Annotated in this window: 21 protein-coding genes; 3 read left to right on the top strand and 18 right to left on the bottom strand. The window is 54.0% G+C overall.

Annotated features, from left to right (window positions below; genetic code table 11):
- Positions 1-29 precede the first annotated feature (29 nt).
- Positions 30-827 carry a glycosyltransferase family 2 protein gene (locus ACTID9_RS05520; RefSeq protein WP_441070243.1) on the bottom strand — a complete coding sequence of 266 codons (798 nt, stop codon included), beginning with the start codon at positions 825-827 and terminating at the stop codon, positions 30-32.
- Between the two features lie 255 nt (positions 828-1,082).
- Between ACTID9_RS05520 and ACTID9_RS05515 the strand changes: the two genes are divergently transcribed.
- Positions 1,083-1,442: an STAS/SEC14 domain-containing protein gene (locus ACTID9_RS05515; RefSeq protein ID WP_441070242.1), complete on the top strand. Its 360-nt coding sequence runs from the start codon at positions 1,083-1,085 to the stop codon at positions 1,440-1,442.
- Between the two features lie 133 nt (positions 1,443-1,575).
- Here the strand turns inward: ACTID9_RS05515 and ACTID9_RS05510 are convergent, their stop codons facing one another.
- Positions 1,576-2,427 (bottom strand): alpha/beta hydrolase, encoded by an 852-nt coding sequence (locus ACTID9_RS05510; protein WP_441070241.1) that lies wholly within the window; start codon positions 2,425-2,427, stop codon positions 1,576-1,578.
- Positions 2,428-2,581: 154 nt separating this feature from the next.
- On the opposite strand from ACTID9_RS05510, the gene ACTID9_RS05505 reads away from it, so the two are divergent.
- Positions 2,582-3,148 (top strand): GNAT family N-acetyltransferase, encoded by a 567-nt coding sequence (locus ACTID9_RS05505; RefSeq protein WP_441070240.1) that lies wholly within the window; start codon positions 2,582-2,584, stop codon positions 3,146-3,148.
- A 317-nt stretch (positions 3,149-3,465) separates the two neighbouring features.
- Here ACTID9_RS05505 and ACTID9_RS05500 read toward each other — a convergent pair whose 3' ends face one another.
- From ACTID9_RS05500 to ACTID9_RS05425, 16 genes are all read right to left on the bottom strand, one after another.
- Positions 3,466-4,497 (bottom strand): fatty acid desaturase, encoded by a 1,032-nt coding sequence (locus tag ACTID9_RS05500; protein ID WP_441070239.1) that lies wholly within the window; start codon positions 4,495-4,497, stop codon positions 3,466-3,468.
- A 335-nt stretch (positions 4,498-4,832) separates the two neighbouring features.
- Positions 4,833-5,906 (bottom strand): M42 family metallopeptidase, encoded by a 1,074-nt coding sequence (locus ACTID9_RS05495; RefSeq protein ID WP_441070238.1) that lies wholly within the window; start codon positions 5,904-5,906, stop codon positions 4,833-4,835.
- 25 nt (positions 5,907-5,931) lie between these two features.
- Positions 5,932-6,828 (bottom strand): acetamidase/formamidase family protein, encoded by an 897-nt coding sequence (locus tag ACTID9_RS05490; protein WP_441070237.1) that lies wholly within the window; start codon positions 6,826-6,828, stop codon positions 5,932-5,934.
- A gap of 17 nt (positions 6,829-6,845) precedes the next feature.
- Positions 6,846-7,817 (bottom strand): ABC transporter ATP-binding protein, encoded by a 972-nt coding sequence (locus tag ACTID9_RS05485; protein WP_441070236.1) that lies wholly within the window; start codon positions 7,815-7,817, stop codon positions 6,846-6,848.
- Positions 7,795-8,808 carry an ABC transporter ATP-binding protein gene (locus tag ACTID9_RS05480; protein ID WP_354094136.1) on the bottom strand — a complete coding sequence of 338 codons (1,014 nt, stop codon included), beginning with the start codon at positions 8,806-8,808 and terminating at the stop codon, positions 7,795-7,797. The genes ACTID9_RS05485 and ACTID9_RS05480 overlap by 23 nt, the downstream gene beginning before the upstream one ends.
- Positions 8,801-10,066 carry a hypothetical protein gene (locus ACTID9_RS05475; RefSeq protein WP_441070235.1) on the bottom strand — a complete coding sequence of 422 codons (1,266 nt, stop codon included), beginning with the start codon at positions 10,064-10,066 and terminating at the stop codon, positions 8,801-8,803. The genes ACTID9_RS05480 and ACTID9_RS05475 overlap by 8 nt, the downstream gene beginning before the upstream one ends.
- Positions 10,067-10,072: 6 nt before the next feature.
- Entirely contained in the window at positions 10,073-11,200 is a 1,128-nt protein-coding gene (locus tag ACTID9_RS05470) for a response regulator transcription factor (protein ID WP_441070234.1), read from the bottom strand.
- The gene (locus ACTID9_RS05465; protein ID WP_441070233.1) at positions 11,197-11,985 is read right to left on the bottom strand and encodes a sensor histidine kinase; all 789 of its coding nucleotides are present in this window, start codon (positions 11,983-11,985) and stop codon (positions 11,197-11,199) included. The genes ACTID9_RS05470 and ACTID9_RS05465 overlap by 4 nt, the downstream gene beginning before the upstream one ends.
- A 58-nt stretch (positions 11,986-12,043) precedes the next feature.
- A complete protein-coding gene (locus tag ACTID9_RS05460; protein ID WP_441070232.1) occupies positions 12,044-12,934 on the bottom strand; it encodes an ABC transporter permease in 891 nt (296 codons plus the stop codon).
- A gap of 19 nt (positions 12,935-12,953) precedes the next feature.
- Positions 12,954-13,892, bottom strand: coding sequence for an ABC transporter permease (locus ACTID9_RS05455; RefSeq protein WP_441070231.1), 939 nt, complete (start codon positions 13,890-13,892; stop codon positions 12,954-12,956).
- Positions 13,893-14,006: 114 nt separating this feature from the next.
- A complete protein-coding gene (locus ACTID9_RS05450) occupies positions 14,007-15,662 on the bottom strand; it encodes an ABC transporter substrate-binding protein (RefSeq protein ID WP_441070230.1) in 1,656 nt (551 codons plus the stop codon).
- A 134-nt stretch (positions 15,663-15,796) separates the two neighbouring features.
- Positions 15,797-16,648: a carbon-nitrogen hydrolase family protein gene (locus tag ACTID9_RS05445; RefSeq protein WP_441070229.1), complete on the bottom strand. Its 852-nt coding sequence runs from the start codon at positions 16,646-16,648 to the stop codon at positions 15,797-15,799.
- 267 nt (positions 16,649-16,915) lie between these two features.
- Complete coding sequence (tnpA, locus tag ACTID9_RS05440) at positions 16,916-17,386, bottom strand: IS200/IS605 family transposase (protein ID WP_441065058.1); 471 nt, start codon at positions 17,384-17,386, stop codon at positions 16,916-16,918.
- Positions 17,387-17,592: 206 nt separating this feature from the next.
- Positions 17,593-18,378 (bottom strand): 3-hydroxybutyrate dehydrogenase, encoded by a 786-nt coding sequence (locus tag ACTID9_RS05435; RefSeq protein ID WP_441070228.1) that lies wholly within the window; start codon positions 18,376-18,378, stop codon positions 17,593-17,595.
- A 54-nt stretch (positions 18,379-18,432) separates the two neighbouring features.
- A complete protein-coding gene (locus ACTID9_RS05430) occupies positions 18,433-19,821 on the bottom strand; it encodes a GntP family permease (RefSeq protein ID WP_441070227.1) in 1,389 nt (462 codons plus the stop codon).
- Between the two features lie 250 nt (positions 19,822-20,071).
- The gene (locus ACTID9_RS05425; RefSeq protein ID WP_441070226.1) at positions 20,072-21,505 is read right to left on the bottom strand and encodes a sigma-54 interaction domain-containing protein; all 1,434 of its coding nucleotides are present in this window, start codon (positions 21,503-21,505) and stop codon (positions 20,072-20,074) included.
- Positions 21,506-21,857: 352 nt separating this feature from the next.
- On the opposite strand from ACTID9_RS05425, the gene ACTID9_RS05420 reads away from it, so the two are divergent.
- Positions 21,858-22,655 (top strand): helix-turn-helix domain-containing protein, encoded by a 798-nt coding sequence (locus ACTID9_RS05420; protein ID WP_441070225.1) that lies wholly within the window; start codon positions 21,858-21,860, stop codon positions 22,653-22,655.
- The last annotated feature ends 114 nt before the right edge of the window (positions 22,656-22,769 follow it).

The raw sequence follows: 22,769 nt of genomic DNA, 5'->3' as shown, positions 1-22,769 counted from the left end.
TTCGTATCCGTCCTGTTTCGGCAGCTCCTCTACGCTTTCACTCTTGCTGCGCGCCACACATACATGTGCGGAAGCGGACCGACTCGTGATCTCGGTTGCAGCCGTCTTCTCGCAATCGCCTTGTATTTCGTCGTATGCCCGATGACGATGTGCTTCCGGTTCATCAGTTCACGGTCCGCGACTTTCCATGTATGGCTGTTCTTGTTCGGCCTTCTGATATACACATAGTCGAAATGGTCGGAAGCGTAGATCCGCAGCCCTCTCGCTCGGCATTTCCGTAGGAAACCGACATCCTCGCCAAGCGATCGATCCGGGAAAGGAACCTGCAAAAACAAGCTGCGCCGTGCCATAATCGTGCCTCCGGCAATCCAGTTGACGAACCGGTTCCCCTGATGGGGCAGTTGGAGCACCAGCAGCTGCCTCCCTTTCAAATACAGGAAATGCGCCAGTTTGCCGACGACGTGCGCTTTCGTTACGACCAGCGCACGCAGCTGCCTGACCAAATAGTGCGGCCCATAATAATCATCGTCATCAAACTTGGCGACGAACGGGTAGCGCGCCTGCCTGACGCCGAAATTGAGGCATCTGCCGAGAGAGAAAGATTGGGGCAATTGGTACACGCTCACGTTTTTCATCGGCCCCACCAGCGCCCGGTACTGCCTGAGGTTCATGCGATCGTTATTTAAAATGATGATCAGTTCTTTATGCGGCAACATTTGATTCTGATAGTTTTCCAGCAGCCTTCTGAAAAATTGGGGACGATTCGTGCAGGTCACGACCGAGACGCCTACCCTGCTGCCTTGCCCGCCAACGCTAGTTTTCGCCATCGCGCTTCCCCTCTGTCCCAAGCTTGACATCTGCCGCTTCGGTTCGCAGCACCTTCATTTTTTATCAACCCTCGCCTTTCGATAAGCAGCTATCGTTCATGCTATTCACGAGAAGGTGGATGTGCGTAGATGGATGAACAAGCGGGAGAGCGGAAAGTGATAGAGAAAACCACCATCCCATACCTTTTTTTGTGAAAATTGTACGATTCATTTACAATCTTATTAAGAAGTTCATTAAGAAAGGGAATGGTCTACATGTTAAGGTTAATGGAAAGCCGTAACGACGATGTTTTAGCAGTAGAGATTAGTGAAAAGGTAACAAGAAAAGATTATCAAGAAATTGAAGGTGCTTTTCAAAATTTAGTTGATCGATATGGAAAAATAAAAGTGCTTCTCACGTTAGGCGACTATACCGGTTTTTCTATGGATGTATTTTTAGCTAAACTTGATTTTATTAAAAAATTCTATCGATATTGTGATCGAATTGCGTTTGTCAGTGATCGTAAGTGGTTAGCGCATATCGTTGATATTGAAAAGCATTTTATCAAAGCTGATGTCAAGCATTTCGACCCAGCTCAGCAAGATGAAGCCTGGACATGGTTAGCAGAAAAATAATGAATCTTGCTAGAAAACAGAGAAGGTAAATCGAACGAACATGCTAGGAGTAGACAGTACAGGCTCCTCCTGCTGGGACCACTCCAGAGCTTCAAAAAGGATCGAAACAAGGGTGAGGACTGTGGAAATGCCATCAGGAACCTCTGCACGTCTCCCTGAGCCACTCCCTCACACGTGAGAACGCCTCCTCTGTTTTTACGATCGAGTCGTGATTGTGACCTGCGATGACGCGGACTTCCGCCCTGCAATGTTTTTCATAGAGCGGTTGATACGCACTTGCGTCGAAAACCTCATCATCAGCCCCGATCATGACAAAGGTAGGCTGGGTCAACCTCGCCAAATAGCTGCCATAGTCGTTCCCTACCATGCGCGACAAGGCAAGCCGATAGCTCAGTTGGCACGATTCCGTTCCGTGCAGCTTTTCAGCCGGGGTCAGCCTTCGGTAAACGACAGCATGGTTGAAACGGCGAATGCCAAGCGCATTGAGCAGCATCAATGACAGGTAGCGCGGAATGCTCACCTTGGATTCATTGCCGGAACCGCCCTTTCGATCAAGCGGTGCATGGGGGTTCAATGCCGGTGCAAGCAGCAAATAGGCAAAAATCTCTTGGTGGATCGGGCGCATGGTTTGCCTGATCGCGGTTGCCCCTCCCGCAGAATGTCCCCCTACGATGATCTTCGCGCCGGGGTGACGTTTTTGCACGAGCCGGAACAAGTCCTCCAAATCATCATCCAGCTGCCCGATGTAATCGATGTCGCCACGTCGAACAGGCTGATTCCCATACCCGCGCAAATCGGGAAGATACACGGTGGCAAGCTTTTGCCGGGCGATCCATTGGCCAAACTCTCGTAAATACAGGCTCGGTTCGGTGATGCCGTGCAAAAAGATCAGAACGATGTCAGAATGTCCTGCAAAAAAACGGTACGGAAGCTGCGCCCCATCGCGAGCGGTATAGGTTTGAAAGTCTTCCTGGTATGTATGCATAGTGAATGCCCCCTCTCTGAAACTATCATACAAGAGGCAGACTGCGATCGAAAGAAGGTTTCTCTCGCTGCTTGGCCGCGATACGCAGGAAATTTTCCAAACGCTGGCGAACCATGTACATAAATTGCAATTTATGGAAAGGATCGTTTGATTCGTGGATATTCGCGTTGTTTTTGATGGTTTCCCAGTGATCGAGAGCCAAAATCTCGTCCTGAACAAGATTGACGTCACACACCTTGAAGAAGTTTTTGACGTGTACCGCAATGACAACGTATTTACCTATTGCGGGATCATCCCCAAACATAAGAAAGAGACGGTCAAAACGATGATCGGTCATTTCGACCGGGATTTTCAAAAAAAGTCACGGATCAAATGGGGCATTTTCACCAAGGAAGCCCCCGGCAAGCTGGTCGGGATCATGGAAGCATTTGATTTTAATCAAAAAGTGGATATGGTGACAATCGGTTATTTTTTGGCTGAATCGCATTGGGGAAAAGGCATTGCGACGGAAGCGGTACAGGCATGCATCGGGTTTTTGTTTAACCAAGCCAAGGTCAATCGCATTCAGGCGGAAGTCATGCCTCCCAACGAACAGTCAAAGAAGGTCTTGCTTAAAAATGGCTTCTTGAAGGAAGGCACATTGCGCCAGGCCGCGCTTTGGTCCGGAAAAGGCATTGTCGATCTGGAGATATACGGCATGCTCAAGCACGATTACCAATAACGGTACGTCTCCAACAATAAAACCGTAAGCGCTTTGGCAAGCAGCACTTACGGTTTTGCGCGTTTAACGACTGTTTTTGCAGGATGAACGGGAAGATCGGAATGAGACAGCCGCAATACATGCCGCAATCGCGACGGATGCAGCCCCGATCCAGCTGAGTGTTAACAGCGATGAGCCTTTCGCAGCAATCCCCCCGATACCGTAGAGGTCGTGGAATGGTGGTTCAAGTTCTGGCTGAACAACCGGGGACATTGCTGGAACGGGTTATTTGATTGGAAAAGGAGCAGCTTGCCCCAGGCAGCTGCTCCTTGTTGTTGCTAGCTTGTTTTCCGTTTCTTCACCGGCTGTTCGTTCCCCCTGGCATCCTGCTCAATCTCCCCGAATCCGACAAACTCCTTCCGTTTCTCGCTCCACAGACGGTAGCGCAATGCCTTCAAGCTGGAGAGGATCGTCACGCTGGGAACGTCCTGAAACAGCTCGCTTTGTGCATGAACGGACGGCAAATAGTAGTTCGGTACACGCGGGCTCAAGTGGTGGATATGGTGAAAGCCGATGTTGCCGGTAATCCAGTGCAGCACCTTGGGCAGCTTGTAATACGAGCTTCCTTGTAGCGCCGCTTTGACATAGTCCCACTTTTCTTCGTTTTCAAAGTACGTCCCTTCAAACTGATGCTGAACGTAAAACAGCCAAATGCCTGCCGCACCGGAAATCAGGAAGATCGGCCCCTGCACCAGCAAAAACTGCTGCCAGCCAATCAGCATGCTGATCCCGCCCGCCGCTGCGACGATCCCGAGGTTGGTCAAGTACGTATTGAACCGCTCCTTGCGCGAAACGCGTCTGCGGTTGAAGCGATAATCGATCAAAAAGATGTAGACCGGCCCGATCACAAACATGACGAACGGATTGCGGTAAATTCGGTAGTACATGCGCTTCCAAAGCGGCAGCGCGACATATTCGTCGACCGTCAACGTCCAGACGTCGCCGACGCCTCTTTTGTTCAAATTGCTGCTCGTCGCATGGTGGACCGAATGCGTATGCTTCCATTGCTCATACGGGCAGCATGTCATGACGCCGGTGAAATAGCCGACGATCGCATTCGCCCGCCTGTTTTTGAAAAAAGACTGGTGGCAGCAATCGTGGAAAATGATGAAGATACGGACGAGAAATCCTCCGGCCGGGATCGCCAGCGCAAGTGTCAGCCAATAGGAGACAGACAAGCATAAATAAGCTCCGTACCAGAGCAAAAAAAACGGCACGAGCGTATTGAACAGCTGCCAGATACTGTGCCTCAGGTTTGATTTTTCGTAAGGAGCGACTTTTTTGCGCCAGTTCGCTTGTTGGTGGGGCATGCTAATGATGATCTTCCTCTCTTCGATTACTTTTTCCGTACGTGACACATGGATTCCGAATCAAAGGAGAAGGACCTTCCGATTCATGCCCATATCGTGCAAGTTTGTGTTGATCGGCACATAAGCCGCTGCGCATATTTAATCGTGTGCTTCCACGAGTCTATCACGTTCCGCTGCCTGCTCGAAAGATGTTTTTCGCATTTTTGTCGAAAAATGAAAAAATTTTGGCGAATTTTTGATTTTTTCCTGTTCACGGAGGCCATTGATCAAAAGAAAAAGGAGATGAGCGGAAACCAATCGTTCCGTCCATCTCCTCGCTTTGTTCCCCTTATCGTTTACAGCCGCTCGGCCAAATCCTCGACAAACGCCACGATCAGGTTCACAGCATTTTCCAGGTCGTCCAGATGCACCACGCCGGTGGCGGAGTGGATGTAGCGGGACGGCAGCGAAATGCAGCCGGAAACCGCGCCGCGGCCTGCGAGCGAAATCGACCACGCATCGGTACCGCCGTTTAGGACGACTTCGCGCTGATACGGGATGCTGTTCTTTTCTGCCACCTGGATCAGGCGGCGGGTCAGTTTTTTCGGAACGTTGTTGCCATGTCCGTTGCTTGGCGTCCAGTCGTACATCTTGATCGCAGGGCCGCCGCCAAGTACGATCGGCGCGACTTTTTCATCCATGCCTGGCGTGCCCCCGGCAAAAATCACGTCGATCGCCAATCCCACATCCGGCTGGATGTCAAACGCAGCGGTCGAGGCGCCGCGCAGCCCGACTTCCTCCTGGACGGACGCGACACCGTAGACGGTCGGTACCAGCTGTTTGCCTTGCAGCCGCTTCATGACCTCGATCAGCACCGCACAGCTTGAGCGGTTGTCGACCGCCTTGCCGGAATAAACCTTCGTCCCGTTGAGGAACTGTCCCACCCGGTCAAATGTGATGTAGTCGCCGACCTGTACGCCCAGCGCCAGCGTCTCTTCGCGACTCTTAGTCCCGAGGTCGAGGTGCAGCTCTTCGAGCGGAATCGCCTGCTTCGCTTCCTCCGCCGTCACGATATGTGCGGGCTTGCCGCCTGTGATCCCTTGCACCAGGCCGGTTTCCGTCTGGATCACCAGCACCTGGTTCATCACCATCCGGCTGTCATGATAGCCGACCGGAAAGAAGTACACGAACCCGCGCTCATCGATATGGCGGACGATGAAGCCGATCTCGTCCATATGCGCGGACAGCATGATCTTGAGGTCGGGATTGCTGCCTTTTTTCACATAAATCTGGTTGCCGAGCGGATCGGCATAATGTTCGTCCACCACCGGGACGATGTATTCGTTCATGTACCGGGCGACACGCTCTTCGTCTCCGGAAACCCCGTGGATCGCGTCCAGTTCGACAAGGTGTTGTTTCAAGGTGCTCATGTGCTTTCCTCCCCTTCTTCCTGTATCAAAATAACGCAGCGTCCAGCTGGTTCAAGATGCGTTTCGGTACGACGAAGCGCGCGGTCATCAGCGGGTCGACCACCTGGCAGATTTGGGTCTGGCCGACCGCGCTCATCAGCATGGTCAGCTCAGCCAGCGGCAAACCAGTTGTCGGCAACAGCCGGTCGACCATCTGCTCCACCGCTGTCTTCACGGCTTCGTCCAGCGTCGGCGCTGACACGATGGAGACGACCGAATCTGCATTTTCCAAAAACGGATGCGCGATCGAAAGCCCTTTGATCACTTCCAGTGTGACCGTCACTTTGCCGGGGATCTCGATGCCGGACACGCCAACCTCGCCATCCCCCATCGCGGCGTGCAAATCGCCCAGGCCGAACAGCGCGCCTTCAACCCCGACAGGGAAGTAAAGCGTTGCGCCCGCCGTGATCATCGTGTTGTCCATATTGCCGCCGTGCGCCCCCGGCGTTCCGCAGGATACCTCGCCTTCCGCCGGAGCGACGCCGATGACGCCGATCATCGGATTGAGCGGAATTTTGATCTGATTGAACAGGGCATGACCGTCCTCGATCGGAATCAGCTTCACCTCGAACTTCTCGATGCGATGGCCCATCACGCCAAGCCCCGGGCCCGTGGCCATTACGCCCTGGTCCCCTAGCTCGATTCGCTCGATATGCACCTTCAAAACATCGCCCGGCAGCGCGCCTTCGACGAAAATCGGCCCCGTCGCCGGATTGATCCGGTTCCAGTCGATGGAGTCGATCGCCGTCGCTTCCGATTGGATCTGGTTTGTAAAGCAGTCATACGTTTCGATCGTCAGCCGCGTGCCCGATGCGATCCGCAACACCGGTTCATGTTTGCCGCTAAACGCATAGATGGAATCTTTGCACAAGACTTGGCTCATCACAATCATCCTCTCCGCTATTGGTCATATAAATGACAGGCAACGAAATGGCCTGGCGTTACTTCCTTCAACACAGGAGATTCTTCGGTGCAGCGCGCGAAGCATTTTTGGCAGCGCGAGGCAAATCGGCAGCCAGCCGGCGGGTCGATCGGGCTCGGGATGTCCCCTTCGAGCAAAATCTCGGTCTTTTTCCGCTTCGGGTCCGCCACCGGAATCGCCGCCATCAGCGCTTGCGTGTACGGATGGCGCGTATCGTTGAACAGCTGCTCCACGTCGCCCATCTCGACGATTTGGCCCAAATACATCACGCCGACGCGATCGCTGATATGCTCGACCACGCTCAGATCATGCGCCACGAACAGCATCGTCAGCCCCAGCTCATCGCGCAGCTTTGCCATCAGATTGAGGATTTGCGCCTGAACCGACACGTCGAGCGCCGATACCGGCTCATCGGCAAAAATGAAGCTCGGCTCCACGGACAGCGCGCGTGCGATCCCGATCCGCTGCAGCTGCCCGCCGCTGAACTCGTGCGGGTGGCGGTCCATTGCATCCGCTGGCAGCCCGACCAGCTCCAACAGCTCGGCGATGCGCTCCGTAGCCTTTTGCCCGGTGGCGATGCCGTGCACAGCCAGCACCTCTTCCAGCGTCTGGCGGATCGTCATGCGCGGATTGAGCGAGGAGTACGGATTTTGAAACACCATCTGCATCTCGCGGCGCAGCTCTTGCAGCTCTTTGGGCGAAAATTCCGTAACTTCGCGGCCCGCAAACTGCACGCTGCCGCTCGTCGGATCGTTCACGCGCAAAATGCAGCGGCCTGTGGTCGACTTTCCGCAGCCGCTCTCGCCGACCAGCCCGAAAATCTCCCCTTTGTTGATCGTAAACGAAACATCATCCACCGCTTTCAGCAGCTGCTGATGCTTGCCGAAGAAATTGGTTTTGCCTGCGGGGAAATACTTTTTCAGATGTTCAACCTTTAGCAGCGCTTGCATAGCTGTTCCCCCTCTCTCTCACAAGCTCATCGGCATGGTGGCACGAAACATAATGGCTTGGGCGCAGCTCGGTCAATGCCGGCTTTTCGCGGTCGCACAGCTCCGTGCGATACTTGCAGCGCTTCGCGAACGCGCAGCCCTGGATTTTCTCCGCCAGATTGGGCGGTTGCCCTTCGATCGGCTTGAGGCTGCCTTTTCGTTCGCCAAGCTTGGGGATCGATTCGATCAGGCCCCATGTGTACGGATGGAGCGGCTCTTCGAAAATGCTTGCGACATCCGTGCTCTCCACGATTTCACCGGCATACATGACCGACACTTTGTCGCACACTTCCGCCACCACGCCCAAATCGTGCGTAATCAGGAGGATCGCCATGTTGTATTGATCCTGCAGCTGCTTCATCAGGCGCAAAATCTGCGCCTGGATCGTCACATCTAGCGCCGTCGTCGGCTCGTCGGCGATCAGCAGCTTGGGCTTGCAGGCGAGCGAGATCGCGATCATCAGCCGCTGCAGCATCCCGCCGCTGAACTCGTGCGGATATTGGTCATACCGTTTTTCCGCCGATGGAATCGACATGTCTTTCATGATTTTGATCGTCTCTTCTTTTGCCTGCTGCTTGGAGTATTTCTTGTGGTAGCGCAGCACCTCAGCGATTTGCTCCCCCACCTTGATCAGCGGGTTGAGCGAGGTCATCGGGTCCTGGAAAATCATCGAAATGATGTTCCCGCGAATCGCGCGCATCTCTTTCTCGGATTTTTTGATCAGGTCATCGCCCTCGAGCAAAATTTCGCCCGAGCTGATGCGGCCGCCCTGGTTTTCGATGATGCGCAAAATCGAGCGGGCCGTCACGCTTTTGCCGCTGCCGCTCTCGCCGACGATGCCCATCGTTTCGCCCGGCTCCAACGAAAAATTGACCTGGCGCACAGCGTGGGCGATGCCGCGTTCCGTTTTGAACTGCGTCGACAAATTTTTCACTTCCAGCAGTTTACTCAAGCCAAAATCCCCCTTTCTCGCGTTTCATAAAGATGCTGAGCAGTCCCATTATGCTAAACGAGACGGCAAAGTCGATGATGATGCCAAGAGCCAAGCTTGCATGAATCGTATAGTAAATCCCCGTGCCAAGTCCGATCGCAGCCGTCACAAGCGCGCTGATTCCGTTCAGCTCTCTGCCCCACAGGACAGCCGGTGCGACCGCTGCCCAGATCAGGGCAAACACGAGCATTGTATCGAGAATCGTCAGGTGCGGGAAAAGAAGTGCGACGAACGCCGACACCAGGATAATCAGCGCCCGCGTCAGCAAATCGGTCGCCTGCGCCGCTTCCGTTCCTTCCGAAAGGTAACGTGCCATCGTCACCAGCAGGATCAAGATCAGCGTAACCGTAAACAGCACGATGCCCAGTTGGCCGCCAAAGTGGCTGACGATCAGGATGCTCACCTCGTCGGCGAATACCGGCCAAACCGCTTCTGCCTTCGCGACGAATGACAGCGTGCCGATGGACAGCGGCAGAAACGCCCAAATGAGCGGTGCGAGGCTGAAGCTGAGCCCGCGGCGCGTTTCCTTGATCTGGCGGTAGATCGTGCGGATGTGGGGATTGACCAGACTGTGCGAGGTGAACCGGATCAGGAGCGCCGCTGTAAGCACCCAGCTCGTCGGGCTATCGAGCCGCAACATGTCCGTCGCCAAAAATTTGACCCCGGAATAGACGGTCGGGACGCTCACCTTCAGATAGACCAGCGTCGGCAAAAGCACGGTGGAAGCCATCGACAAAATTACGATGACAAACGACGTCCGGTTCGGCTTATTGAAGCGAATCAGCAAGATCAGCCAGAAAAAGACCGTCACGAGCCCGATGGATAGCAGCGTGTTGACCTCGTAGACCAGATGCAAAATCATTTTGCCCGCCATCAAGGCGACGAGCGTGCCTTCCAGCCGATACAGGATCGTAAGCAACTGCGGAGACTGAACCCGCCGCTTTTTCTCCTTGCCGATCCACAGGTAGACGAACAGAAAACTGACGATCCCCGCTGCGCTGTAGCCAACCATGCCGATGATCCCGTACTGGTACGACACTTGCGAGGAGGCGAGGAAGGCGTACAGCCCGATCCACTGGCCGAGCAAAGCGACGCCCCCTTTGCCGAGACCGAGCGATTCCTCCTCCCATTTGGCACGGTTCCGTTCGGTCACATAGATGACCAAGAGACAAGCAACAAGCGAAAATAGCGTGAGCCATTGGATGTTGTCAAGATTCATAGCCGCCTACACGCCTTTTGCCAGACGGTATTCGCGCGGCGACTGGCCTTCCAGTTTGCGAAACGTGACGGCGAAATAGTTGGGGCTGCTGAACCCGACGCGGTGGGAAATGACCTCGACCGACAGCATCGGATTGTCCAGCAGTTCCTTCGCCTTTTCGATGCGCGTCTTCGTCAACACATCGACGAATGTCAGCCCCAGCTTCTTTTTGAAGACTCGGCTGAGATGGGATGGGCTCAAATGGACCTCGACCGCCAGATCATGCAGGGTCACCGCATTGGCGTAGTTGCTTTCGATATAGTCGAGACATTGCTGCATCAGCGCTTCTTCCTTGTTTTGCGCCGCATTGACCGCTGCATAAAACGATTTGCGCAGCGCCGTCAACGAATCCACCCGCTCTCCGATACCATAGGACAGGTTGAGCTTTGGCGTGGACCGCTTCCCTTGGAGCTTCAGGCGGGAAAAGACCTCCCGGATTTTGTCGAGTTCTCCGTCGCTTTTCACCTCGACCAAATACACCCAATACCCTTCCACAGGCTGCGGGGCGATGATGCCGCCGGTGATCACCTCGGATACGGCCGCAGCGCATTGGGAGAAATCAAGCGGATTCCCCAGACTGTCCTCCGCCTTTGCCACCACGACCAGATTCGGTTCAAAGGCAATGTCCGCTTTCCAGGTCGCCTCCAGCACGTCATCGCTCAACGCTTCCAGACCCAGCCACTTTTCAATCACCGCCTGCAGCAGCAACGGCTTCACGTTTCGCTTCGCTTCCAGTTCCTTGCCCATTTTTTGATACATTTTAATCAGTTCTTCCGGGACGACCGGCTTCAAAATATAACCCGATACGCCAAGCTCCATCGCAGCCTTGGCATAATGGAACTCCCCGTAAGCGGAGACGAGCGCCACTTTCAAATCGGGCCATCGCTCTCTGATCCGTTCCAGGGTTTCGATGCCGTTTAGGCCAGGCATGGAAATATCCAGACAGACGATGTCCGCCATTTCCTGCGCGAGCAAGTCCAGCGCTTCCATGCCGTTTTCCGCGAATCGAATTTGCATCGTTTTGTCGTGCCCAAGCAAGATGCTTTGCAAATTCAACAGCTCCAACGGTTCGTCGTCTACAAGCAACACTTTCATGCCTCCACCTCCCTGTAGCAGATTTTGATTTGGCTGAGCGTTCCGCTTTGCAATCGCCTGATCGTCAGGCCGCTGGCATGGCCGAATTGATGAATCAGGCGGGAATGCACATTGCGGATGCCGATGCGCTGCATTTCTTCCGATTCCTGCCGCGTTTCCTTCCACGCCTCGAAACGGTCAATCACCTGCTCGCTCACGCCTTGCCCGTTGTCCGTCACCTCGATCAAAAGCGTATGCTGCGAGTAGCCGACCCACACCTTGATCTCGCCCCCCGCAACGGAAGGCTCGATCCCATGAATGCAGGCGTTTTCCACCAGCGGCTGGATGGTCAGAAGCGGAATCAGCATGGTCAGCGCTTCCTCGGATGTGTGGAAACTCCACTGCAGCCGCTTGCCGAACCGCAGCTTCTGGATCGTCAAGTAATGCTTGACGTACTCCAGCTCCTCTTGCAGCGTGACCAGCGGCTCGCCCTCCTTCAGGTGATAGCGCAGCAGCGACGCGATCGCAAAGGTTGCCTGCTCCGCTTCTTTCTTCATATCCAGGCGAATGAGCGTCGAAATCACGTTCAATGTATTGAATAAAAAATGCGGCCTGATCTGGGACGACAGATGCAAAAACTTCGACTCGTTCAGCAGCACTTCCAATTCGGCACGCTTTTTTTCCACTTCCAAATAATCAATCTCTTTTTCCGTGATCAAAATAACGACGACCGCCGTCAGTCCGATCACCCCGCCGACGATCCCGAGCACAATGAAAAACGTAAACAAATTTAACGATAGCAGCATGATTCCTCCACAAGGTTAAGCACTTTGCTCCATTATAGAAGGAAAATCAGGGAAACGGCTATTTCTTCCGCTGCTTCGGATCGAGATAATCTTGCAGACAGTCGCCGAACACGTTGAACGAAATGACCGTGATCATGATGGCGAAGCCGGAAGCAAGCGCTGCGTTCGCCGAAATCAGCATGTACTCGCGCCCCTCGGAGAGCATGTAGCCCCAGTCAGCTGTCGGCGGCTGCACGCCGAGACCGAGGAAGCTGAGCGCGGCCAGATCGAGAATCGCATAGGCCAAATCCATCGTCGAGTTGACCAAAATCGCCGAGTAGCAGTTCGGCAAAATATGGCGGAAAATGATGCGCGTATGGGAGAGCCCCAATGTCCGTGCAGCCTCGACATATGATTGCGATTTTTCCACCAGCGTGACCGAGCGGACGATCCGCGAGATCATCGGCACATAGACGATCCCGAGCGAGATGATCGCATTTTCAAAGCCGCGCCCGAACGTCGCCACGATGATGAAGGCGAGCAGCAGCGACGGAAATGCCAGCAGGACATCCCAAATGCGGTTGATCGTACTGTCGATCCGCCCGCCGAAATAACCGGAAATCAGCCCGAGCGGCACGCCGATCAGCACGGAGATCAGCACCACGAAAACGCCGCCCAGCAAGGTGGTCTGTGCCCCGTACAGGACACGGCTGAACAAATCGCGCCCCTGTTTGTCTGTCCCGAACCAATGATCGCCCGAGGCCGGCTGCATCGATTTGGCCAAATCTTGCGCATCCGGATCGTACGGCGCGAGAAACGGCGCGAACAAGGCGATGAAAATGATGATGAGAATCATGATTCCCGATGCCACCGCCATCTTGTTGCGGAAAAACGGTGAGGCCAAGAGACTTTTTTTCTTTCTCACTGCGGGGGCGATACTGCCCGTCGCGGTTTGTGTAGGAGCGCTCATCCTCTTTCTCCTCTCTTATCTATTGGTAGCGAATCCGCGGGTCGATCACGGCATACAGGACATCCACGAGCAGGTTCAGCACCAGGAAAACGATGACCATGAACAGGGTCGTTCCTTGCACAACCGGATAATCGCTGGTCTGCACGCCATTGATGATCAGGCTGCCCAGTCCGCCAAGCCCGAACGTGTACTCCACCAGCACGGTCCCGACCATCAAAAAGCCCACCTGCAAGCCGGTCACCGTCAAAAGCGGAATCAGGGCGTTGCGCAGGCCGTGCTTCAAAATGATGATGTGGCGCGGCAACCCTTTGGCGATCGCGGTTTGCATATAGTTGGTGTTCAGCACGTCGATCATCCCGGTGCGGGTAATCCGCGAGCTGAGCGCGATCATGTTGACTGCAAGCGCGAACGATGGCAGCAGCAGGTGCACCAGATTATCCACGAATCCGGTTCCCGCCCCGAATGCCGGGAGCCAGTTGAGCTTGAAGGAAAAGAGCAGAACCATCAGCACGCCGGTGAAAAAGACGGGCGATGATACGCCGGCAAGCGCAAAGAGAGATGCCGTGTAATCGACCCATGTCTGCTTTTTGATGGCCGACATGATCCCGAGCGGAATGGCCAAAATCAGCGTCATGATGGTGCTCATCACGACCAGCTGGAGCGTCAGCGGCAGTCGTTCCTTGATCATCCCTGTCACGGATTGCTTCATTTTGAAGCTCTCGCCCAAATTCCCGCCCAGCGCGTCTTTGAGCCAATAGCCGTACTGCGTCCAGACCGGCTCGTTCAAATGGTACTTGACCCGGATGTTTTCCAGCACCTCCGGCGTCGTCTGGTGACCGCCCACCATGATCAGTACCGGATCGCCCGGCGCCAACCGGGAGATGCCGAATATCAGCACCGACACAAAAAACATGATCGGGATAAGCAGGAGCAATCGCCTTACCACATAGTTGAACACGTCAGTGCACACCACCTTTATCGTCGTATTGTGCTGCTACAGGCTTCGCCGCGACAGGCGATGCCTTCATGCTTACTGGAAAGGGCAGGGACGTCCCCTGCCCTCGTGCCTTGTCTATTGCTGCGTCAGCTTGACATCCTTCATGAAGCCTTCCCAGAAGTACAGCGGGTCGATGTCGTACCCTTCGACATTTTTGCTCATTGCCAGAAAGTTTTTCTGATGGCTGACCACGATCCATGGCGCATCGTTGGCGATCAGCTTTTCGGCCTGGATCATCAACTCGGTCCGCTTCGCCGGATCGGTCAGGCGGTTCTGCTCTTCAAGCAGCTTGTCAACTTCCGGATTTTTGTAGTTGGCGAAATTGGAGCCTCCGTCAGCCGCGTTGGCCGAAAGGAACAGCGGCACCATGTTTCCTGCCGGGTCCGGGAAGTCGGAACTCCAGTTTTGCACGACGATGTCGTAGTCGCGCGCGCCGCCCCATGCCCGCGTATTCAGCTCTTCACCGGTGACTTTTTCGATCTCCAGATTGATGCCGAGCGGTTTTACGGCGGCTTGCAGCGCCAGGGCGATGTTCATCCGCAAGCTGTCGCTGTCCGTCAAGATTTTGCCGCTGAAGCCTGTCGGAACGCTCGATTCGGACAGGAGTTGCTTCGCCTTGTCGGTATCGAAGGTGTAGTCCGGGATTTCGCTGTACGCTTTTTCCCACTTGTCTTTCTCAAACGTCCACAGCGCCGGCGGGATCGGCACGGTTTTCCCCGCGATGCCCGCATCCTTGATCAGCTCGGTGACGATTTTTTGCCGGTCCAGCGCATGGCTGATCGCCTGGCGCACCTTCACATCGTTAAACGGCTTGCGCTGTGTATTGAACGCGATGAAATCGCTCAGGAAGCTGTCGGAACGGCTGACTTTCACATTGTCCATCTTCGCGACCACTTCCTGCAGATCGAGCGGCAGGTTCAACGCCATGTTGATCTGGCCCGTTTTCAGGCCGGTGATCCGGGTCATGCCCTCCGGAATGACTTTGTAGACGATTTTGTCCAAATAAGGGCCGCCTTCTTTGTTCCAGTAATTCGGATTCTTTTCCAGCACCAATTCGGAGCCTGTCTGCCAACTGACGAACTTGAACGGACCCGTTCCCATCGTGCCGCCGTCCGGCTTGCCGAAATTGGCTTTATGCGCTTCATAATACGCTTTGCTGATCACGTGCCCCGCAGAGGTCGCCATTGCGTACTGCCAGTTGGCATCCGGTTCTTTCAAGGTCACTTTGACCGTCCAGTCGCCAGCTTTTTCGATCTTGTCCACATTCGAGAACATCCAGCCTACATAAGAAGCCGTTTTCGGATCGCGCGTCCGCTCCAGCGAGAAAATCACGTCATCCGCCGTCATCGGCGTGCCGTCCGAGAACGTCACCCCTTGGCGGATCGTGTACACATACGTTTTCGGATCGGGATTTTCGACTTTCTCAGCTAGATTCGGCACCACGCTCTTGCCTTTTTCAAAGCGCATCAGCGGCTCTGTGATCTGGTTCACGACTGGCCCAGTGGAAAAGTCATAGGAAAACGCCGGGTCGAGCGAAACGACCTCATGCTCCAGTGCAAACGTGACGGTGCCGCCCGCCTGCGCTTTTGCCTCGCCCCCTGCATTGGACTCCGAACCTTTTGCGCTCTCTCCACCGCTTTGTGTGGCAGGCGAGCCCGAACAGCCTGCGGCCAGGACGGACAGCGAAACGCCGATTGACAGCAGCGCCTTTGTAAGCCTTTTCTTTTTCATTTGTCATACCCCCCGTTGGCAATGAAGCTCTTGATGTCCAAATTATAAATAATATTCAAACAAATTAGCGTTGGAATTCTATCAACTTATCTTTAAAATATGATCTTTTTTTTGAAATGAGAGAATAATGAAGATTAATCCTCCCACTTGCGGAACAGCGGGGCCGCATCCAGATTCGATGCGTATGGCATCGCAGGCTTGAACAGGCGCAGATGCTTCAGCAAGTGGTCTTTGTACATCGTCCCGTGCTCGCGGCTGCGGCGGACAAGGCCGAGATCGAGCGGAACGGTGACAAAGCTGTCTTCCTTCCCGGCTTCCCACAGGAAATGGGCCTCGGGATCGACAATGGCGGAATGTCCGTAGTTCGTGGAGCTGCCGTAGATGCCGCACGCATTGACGGACAGGTAGTACGCCTGGTTTTCCACCGCGCGTGCCGCAATGACATGGCGGTACATGCGATACAGCGGCTCCGGGTCCATCGCCGGCCTGATGATCACTTCAGCTCCCATGAGCGCCAGATTGCGCGAGATTTCCGGAAAACTCAAATCGTAGCAGTTGGACACGCCGATGACCGTATTTTTTTCCGGGATCTCGAACACTACGTATTCGTGGCCGGGCGTCGAGGTTTCCTCCGGGTACCACGGGCAAATTTTGCGGTACACGGCGATGATCTCCCCCTGCGGATTGATAACCGGAATCGAGTTGTACCACTCGCCTGGCCCCAGCTTCTCATCCGTTTCGGACATGCTCCCCGGCACCAGGTAAATGCCATGCTTTTTGGCGATGGTACAGAGGCGTTCGGTCGTCGGGCCGGGGATCGGTTCCATGACGTTGTAGCCGATGCCCCCCTCCACCCCGATCACCAGCTCCGGCTTGTGGAAGCTTTTCATCAAGGCATCGACGTAATGCTCGAACCGTTCGATGTTGGTCGCAGTATCTTTTGATACCGCCATTTGGACCACGCCTACATGCAAAATCTCTTTCATTCGTACACGCTCCTTTTCCCTGGGCGAATGCGATGCGCGCTTGCAACGACCTCATTATACATAATTTTCTGAAAGTAAAGGGCGAGGATCTTGGCTTTTCGTCTTTAAAATTCTTGCATGGCAGATGATTTCGCAAAGTCATAACCACCGGCTTAGCCGGTGGCTTCCATTAGCCCTATAAGGGCATGTTGCAAGCGGGCGCCTCCAAGGCGCACTGAAAGTCTGCCAACCGCGTGCTACCACAGGCTGGCCCTTAAAAGGGCTACTTTACCTGCCCTTTTTTACCGACTCACCCGTAAACGGGTCAATCATCTCTTTCATCGTTAATTGTTCATAATTCTTGTCCTCCACCATTTGGTTTCGAATGTATTCTTCAATCACTTTTTTGTTTCGACCTACCGTGTCCACATAGTATCCTCTGCACCAAAATTGTCGGCTTCCGTATCGATACTTCATGTTTGCAAACTTATCAAAAATCATAAGTGAGCTTTTCCCCTTTAAATAGCCCATGAATTCCGACACACTTAGTTTGGGAGGGATGCTTACCAGCATGTGGATATGATCCACGCAGGCCTCCGCTTCAACAATTTCTACTCCTTTTCGTTCACATAGTTCCCGAAGGATTTTTCCTATTTCTCGTTTTAGTTTGCCGTAAATTACTTGTCTACGGTATTTTGGAGCAAATACAATATGGTATTTGCAGTTCCATTTTGTGTGTGCTAAACTGCTGTTGTCCATCCTTTGTCCTCCTTGATTTCATGTGAGCGGTTGGCAGACCAGTTCTCATGGTATCATCGAGTTCAAAGGATCACCACTTATAGCTATAAGCTTTCTGGAACCCCCAGTCGAACTGGGGGTTTTCATTATACAAAAAAACCGCCAGCACAAAGGCTGACGGCGAATGGTTCAAACAGTAAATCTCTATTATGCACAAGCGCTTACGGTTACTGCGCCGTATAGCCGCCATCGATCACGATCGCCTGGCCGGTCACGCCCTGCGCCTTGTCGCTCGCCAAAAATACGGCATAATTGGCGATCTCCTGCACAGCGAGCAGCCGCTTTTGCGGCACGAGCGGATAAATGACCTCTTCGAGCACTTTTTCCAGCGGGACATTGCGCGTTTTCGCCAAATCGGCCAGCTGATTGCGCACGAGCGGTGTATCCACATACCCCGGGCAGATCGCATTGACGGTGATCCCGTCTGCAGCCCCCTCGAGCGCCGCAACCTTTGTCAGGCCGATGACGCCATGCTTCGCGCTGTTGTACGCGGCTTTGCCGGCGAAGCCGATCAGCCCGTTGATCGAAGCCATGTTGAGGACGCGGCCAAAGCCTTGCTGTTTCATCAGCGGAAAGGCATGCTTGATGCCGATGAACGGCGCGGTCAGCATGATTTTGATCATCTGCTCGAATTTTTCCGTCGGGAACTCCTCGATCGGCGACACATGCTGCAAACCGGCGTTGTTGATCAAAATATCCAGCCTGCCGAACGACTGTGCCGCCATGTCGATGCTTGCCTTGAACTGAGCCTCGTTGGTCACGTCGCATGGGACGCCGAGCACGTCATGTCCCGCATTTTGCAGCGCTGCCGCCGCTTTCTCCAATGAGTCGCGGTTCAGATCGGTCAGCACCACCTTTGCCCCTTCTTCCGCGAAGGTGCTTGCGATTTCCAAGCCGATTCCGCTTGCTGCTCCTGTGACCAAGGCTACTTTGTTGTATAGAATCTTCTCCACTTCTATCCCTCCGTTTGTTGCTTCCAGCGTACGTCTACCGTTGTTCCTTCACCGTTATGCGAAGATCGAAGCGGCGAAAGCGAGAATGAAGACGGTGAGCGTTTTGATGACGGTCACGGCGAAAATGTCTTTATACGCCTGGCGGTGCGTCAAACCGGTGATCGCGAGCAGCGTAATGACAGCGCCGTTATGCGGCAGCGTATCCATCCCGCCGGACGCCATCGAGGCGATCCGGTGCAACAGCTCGGGCGAAATCCCGGCTGCTTGTGCCAGCTCCAGGTATTGCTTGCCCATGACCTCCAAGGCGATGGACAAACCGCCGGAAGCAGAACCGGTAACCCCGGCAAGCACGTTGACGGCCAACGCTTCCGAGACGAGCGGATGGCTGCTTGCCCCGAGAATCCAGCCTTGAATCAGCTTGAAGCCTGGCAATGTTTTCACGACGTTTCCGAAGCCAACCTCTGAAGCGGTGTTGAAAATGGCGAGCAAAGCGCCTGCTGCTGCAGTCGTCAAGCCGGCAGCGAGCTTGTTTTTGACCTGATTCACATTGATCAGAAGCGCAGCGATGACCCCGATCGTCAGCGCGATGATCAACGACCACGAGGACACGACCGTTTTTACTTTATCGATTTTAAACGTATCTTTCAGCATTTGCGGATCATACCAGGTTTCGACGGTCAAAAAGCCTCTGCTGAACAAATAGTTGCAGATCAGGACAAGCACCAACGGAATCAGCGAAATCCAGATATTCGGAAACTTCTGTTCAGCCGAAGCGCTCTCCGGCTCGTTGCGGTGTCCCTCGCCATATCCTTCGCCAAGCGCTGCCGCTTTGCGCCGTGCGCGCTCCAGCCAGTACAGCCCCGCCGCCAATACCATGATCGCGCCGATCGTACCGACAACTGGTGCCGCATACGCGTCTGTGCCGAAATAAGTAGTAGGGATGATGTTTTGAATCTGTGGCGTTCCTGGAAGCGCATCCATGGTAAAGGTGAAAGCGCCCAAGGCGATCGTACCCGGGATCAGTCGCTTCGGAATGTTCGCTTCGCGGAAAATCGCAGCCGCAAACGGATAGACGGCAAACGCTACGACAAACAAGGAAACCCCGCCATAGGTCAAAATCGCACAAGCGAGCACGACAGCCAAAATCGCCCGATTGGAGCCAAGCGCCCGGACGATACTATGGGCGATGGAGGCGGCTGCGCCGTTCAACTCCATCGCTTTGCCGAATACGGCTCCCAGCAGGAAGATCGGGAAGAACGACTTCACGTAGTTGGCAGCGTTGGTCATGTAGATTTCCGTATAACTTGGCATGAGTGCGAGGCCGGACAAAACGGCTGCAAGAAGCGTAAAAATAGGGGCAAATACGATGACCGGATAACCCCGATACGCAAAAAACATCAAAAGACCGAGCGCCACAATAATGGCTAAAACCTCAATAATCATACTTTTCCTCCTCCTTCAATTGTTTGGTGACACCGCGTGTGTCGCACACGCATTCCTTACATGAGCCCCTGGTATAAGTAAGCGCTTTCTTTAATTGCATGGATCGTGCCAACCGAACCTGAAACAGGAAACCCGCGCCGCTTCACACTTTTGCAAGCACTTCCATCGCCTTCTCTTCCACAATCCCGGAATTTCCGTCCAGAATTCTGGAAAACGGTAAAAACAAAGGACCGAAACCACGCCTGCCGTTTCAGTCCTTGCCGATGTAGTATTTCTCCAGCTTCGCGTACAAACTGGACTTGCTGATGCCGAGCCGCTGGGCGGCAGCAAGCTTGTTGCCTTTTTCCTCCTTGAGCGCTTTGCGGATCGCTTCTTCCTCCGCCTCGTGCAAAATGTGCTGCAGCGTTTTTTGATGGAAGGCGGCAGGGCTGGCTCCCGGATTGCGCGTCACATACGCCCGCAGTTCCTGCTCCGTAATCATGTCGCCCGATTTCACATACATCGCGCGCTCCAGCACATTACGCAATTCGCGCACATTCCCTGGCCATTCATACGCGAGCAGCATCTCCAATGCCGCAGGTTCGATCCCGCCGACCGGAATCCCCGTCTCGATCTCCAGCTGCTGGATGAGATGCTCTGCCAAAACAGGAATGTCTTCTTTCCGCTCGCGGAGCGCCGGAATGTGCAGCGCCACCACATTGAGGCGATAAAACAGGTCTTTGCGGAATGTCCCCTGCTCCACCAGCTCCTCCAGGCTCTTGTTCGATGCGGCAACGATCCGCACATCGATCGGCTCGGGCATTTCGGCACCGACCGGCTCGATCTCCTTCTCCTGGAGCACGCGCAGCAGCTTCACTTGCATCGACATCGGAAGCTCGCTGATTTCATCAAGAAAGATCGTGCCGTTGTTGGCGAGCGAAAATTTGCCCTTTTGTCCGGATTTTTTTGCCCCTGTAAACGAGCCCTCCTTGTAGCCGAACAGCTCGGATTCAAACAGCGATTCCGGAATCGCGGAACAATTGACCCGGATCAGCGGCCCATTTTTGCGGTGGCTTTCCAGATGGATGGAATGGGCGAACAGCTCTTTGCCCGTACCGCTCTCCCCGTTCAGCAAAATGGTTGAATCGCTCTTGGCCACTTTTTTGGCGAGCGCCTTCACATCCTCAATGACTTTGCTCGTCCCGATGATGCTGTCAAATGAATATTTGGCGCCAAGCCGCTTGTTCAATTCCTGCTTGTAAAGCTCCAGCTCCTTTTTCAGCTTCTCGTATTTGGCATTCAGCTCAAACAGCTTGCTGACGTCCTGAAACATGATTTTTCCCACGACTGCAACCAGCTCTCCATCGGAGAAAATCGGAATGCGGCTGGCAATCATTTGGTGTCCGTTGATTTTTTGCAGTTGGGCGATCTCCGCCTTTTCCGTCTTGGCGACGATGTGCATCCGCGTGTTTTCCACAACCTCGGTGACGTGCCGCCCGATCATCTGGTCGAGCGTGGTGCCGATGAAGGTGGCATACGACTGGTTGGCAGAAGTGATGTACCCTTGCGCATCCACAATGATGACTCCTTCATAAGCCTGATCCATCGCTGTCTTGACGATATGCATTTCCTTGGTAACTTTCGCTTCATTGTTCACTGCCCTCCGCAGCAACCGATGAACCCAGGACCCTTTGCGGATTCGCATGGCTGAACGCTCCCTCGTATTTTTTTCAGAACATATCTACTTTTTTTAATCGTACAGGAAAATGGACAAAATCACTAGAGGGCATGATCGGCGTGAAGCGTTGTCCCAAGCCATGTCAGCAGCGTTGTCCAGCTTTCCGGAAAAAATTTTTTGCCTTGAACCATTCCATTCCTTTCCATTATGTGCTATGATGATATACGAACAAAGGTTCTCATTCTCTCATCATGCGGACGTGCAGGAATTTTTGGAAGAGTTGTATAAACTATTCAGAATGTGGCTGCAAAATAGTATTGTGCGCTGGCCGCTATTTTTTGCCCGAATCAATCGTTAGTCGAAAGAAGGTGTGCGAGTTGTGATGGACCGGTACGCTGAAATCGATGCGGTGGTCGCCTATATTCATGAAAACCTGTACGAACCGCTGCCTCTGGCCCGATTGGCGAATTACGTGGCCTACAGCCCCTATCATTTTACCCGAATTTTCAAGGAACGCATCGGTCTTTCACCACTCTACTATGTATCATCGCTTCGTTTGCAAAAAGCGAAAGATTTGCTGCTGAACACCAGCCTGAGCGTCCGCGATATCGGCCTCGAAATCGGCCAGCAAAGCATGGGGACCTTCTCGACCCGCTTTACCGAGCGCGTCGGGATGACGCCGACTGACTTCCGCAATTCGGCGGAGCAGGCAGACCAGCACTTCCGTACACTAAAAACGCTGACCGACTGGCGCATGTCCCAACCTCTGCTCCGTCACGACCCGTTTGCTACTGTGGAAGGGACCGTCCAAACCGAGCATCCATTCCAGGGGATCATCCTGATCGGCTTGTTTGCCAAACCGATACCGGAAGGCATGCCGCTTCATGGCACCCTGCTCTCGTCGCTCGGCCATTTCAGCTTTACGGGCGTCAAGCCAGGCATTTACTATCTGATGGCTACCTCGGTGTCGTGGGGGATGCAGACGATCGATTTCCTGCTGCCGCACACGACGCTGCGGACACGTTCGCGGGAACCGATCGTCGTCGAATCGGGCAAGCCTGTGCCTTATCAGCACGTCACCTTGCACCCGCCGCGATTGGATGATCCGCCGATTCTCATTTCCCTGCCCGTATTGATGGACAATTTCCTCAATCGGGTCAAACAACATAGCAATTGATAAGAAGCGTGCCAACTTGGGTGCTGCTAGAATTGAGATTGTCAGATTGAATGATTCAACCGCGTCTATTGCGCAGGCGAAAATGGGCATGATAGACACGGATGACTATATAAA

The sequence above is a fragment of the Brevibacillus fluminis genome, from assembly GCF_052072235.1.
In the GTDB taxonomy this organism is placed as follows: domain Bacteria; phylum Bacillota; class Bacilli; order Brevibacillales; family Brevibacillaceae; genus Brevibacillus_D; species Brevibacillus_D fluminis_A.
Note: the sequence above shows the minus strand (reverse complement) of the source record. Positions and strands in the feature narration are given on the sequence as shown.

What these genes read in the sequence shown, in the direction of transcription:
- ACTID9_RS05460 (WP_441070232.1), bottom strand. Translation starts at nt 12,934, where the DNA reads ATGAGCGCTCCTACACAAACCGCGACGGGCAGTATCGCCCCCGCAGTG.
- ACTID9_RS05500 (WP_441070239.1), bottom strand. Translation starts at nt 4,497, where the DNA reads ATGCCCCACCAACAAGCGAACTGGCGCAAAAAAGTCGCTCCTTACGAA.
- ACTID9_RS05465 (WP_441070233.1), bottom strand. Translation starts at nt 11,985, where the DNA reads ATGCTGCTATCGTTAAATTTGTTTACGTTTTTCATTGTGCTCGGGATC.
- ACTID9_RS05425 (WP_441070226.1), bottom strand. Translation starts at nt 21,505, where the DNA reads ATGCGAATCCGCAAAGGGTCCTGGGTTCATCGGTTGCTGCGGAGGGCA.
- ACTID9_RS05490 (WP_441070237.1), bottom strand. Translation starts at nt 6,828, where the DNA reads ATGAGCCAAGTCTTGTGCAAAGATTCCATCTATGCGTTTAGCGGCAAA.
- ACTID9_RS05450 (WP_441070230.1), bottom strand. Translation starts at nt 15,662, where the DNA reads ATGAAAAAGAAAAGGCTTACAAAGGCGCTGCTGTCAATCGGCGTTTCG.
- ACTID9_RS05515 (WP_441070242.1), top strand. Translation starts at nt 1,083, where the DNA reads ATGTTAAGGTTAATGGAAAGCCGTAACGACGATGTTTTAGCAGTAGAG.
- ACTID9_RS05475 (WP_441070235.1), bottom strand. Translation starts at nt 10,066, where the DNA reads ATGAATCTTGACAACATCCAATGGCTCACGCTATTTTCGCTTGTTGCT.
- ACTID9_RS05495 (WP_441070238.1), bottom strand. Translation starts at nt 5,906, where the DNA reads ATGAGCACCTTGAAACAACACCTTGTCGAACTGGACGCGATCCACGGG.
- ACTID9_RS05430 (WP_441070227.1), bottom strand. Translation starts at nt 19,821, where the DNA reads ATGATTATTGAGGTTTTAGCCATTATTGTGGCGCTCGGTCTTTTGATG.
- ACTID9_RS05510 (WP_441070241.1), bottom strand. Translation starts at nt 2,427, where the DNA reads ATGCATACATACCAGGAAGACTTTCAAACCTATACCGCTCGCGATGGG.
- ACTID9_RS05520 (WP_441070243.1), bottom strand. Translation starts at nt 827, where the DNA reads ATGGCGAAAACTAGCGTTGGCGGGCAAGGCAGCAGGGTAGGCGTCTCG.
- ACTID9_RS05470 (WP_441070234.1), bottom strand. Translation starts at nt 11,200, where the DNA reads ATGAAAGTGTTGCTTGTAGACGACGAACCGTTGGAGCTGTTGAATTTG.
- ACTID9_RS05485 (WP_441070236.1), bottom strand. Translation starts at nt 7,817, where the DNA reads ATGCAAGCGCTGCTAAAGGTTGAACATCTGAAAAAGTATTTCCCCGCA.
- tnpA (WP_441065058.1), bottom strand. Translation starts at nt 17,386, where the DNA reads ATGGACAACAGCAGTTTAGCACACACAAAATGGAACTGCAAATACCAT.
- ACTID9_RS05445 (WP_441070229.1), bottom strand. Translation starts at nt 16,648, where the DNA reads ATGAAAGAGATTTTGCATGTAGGCGTGGTCCAAATGGCGGTATCAAAA.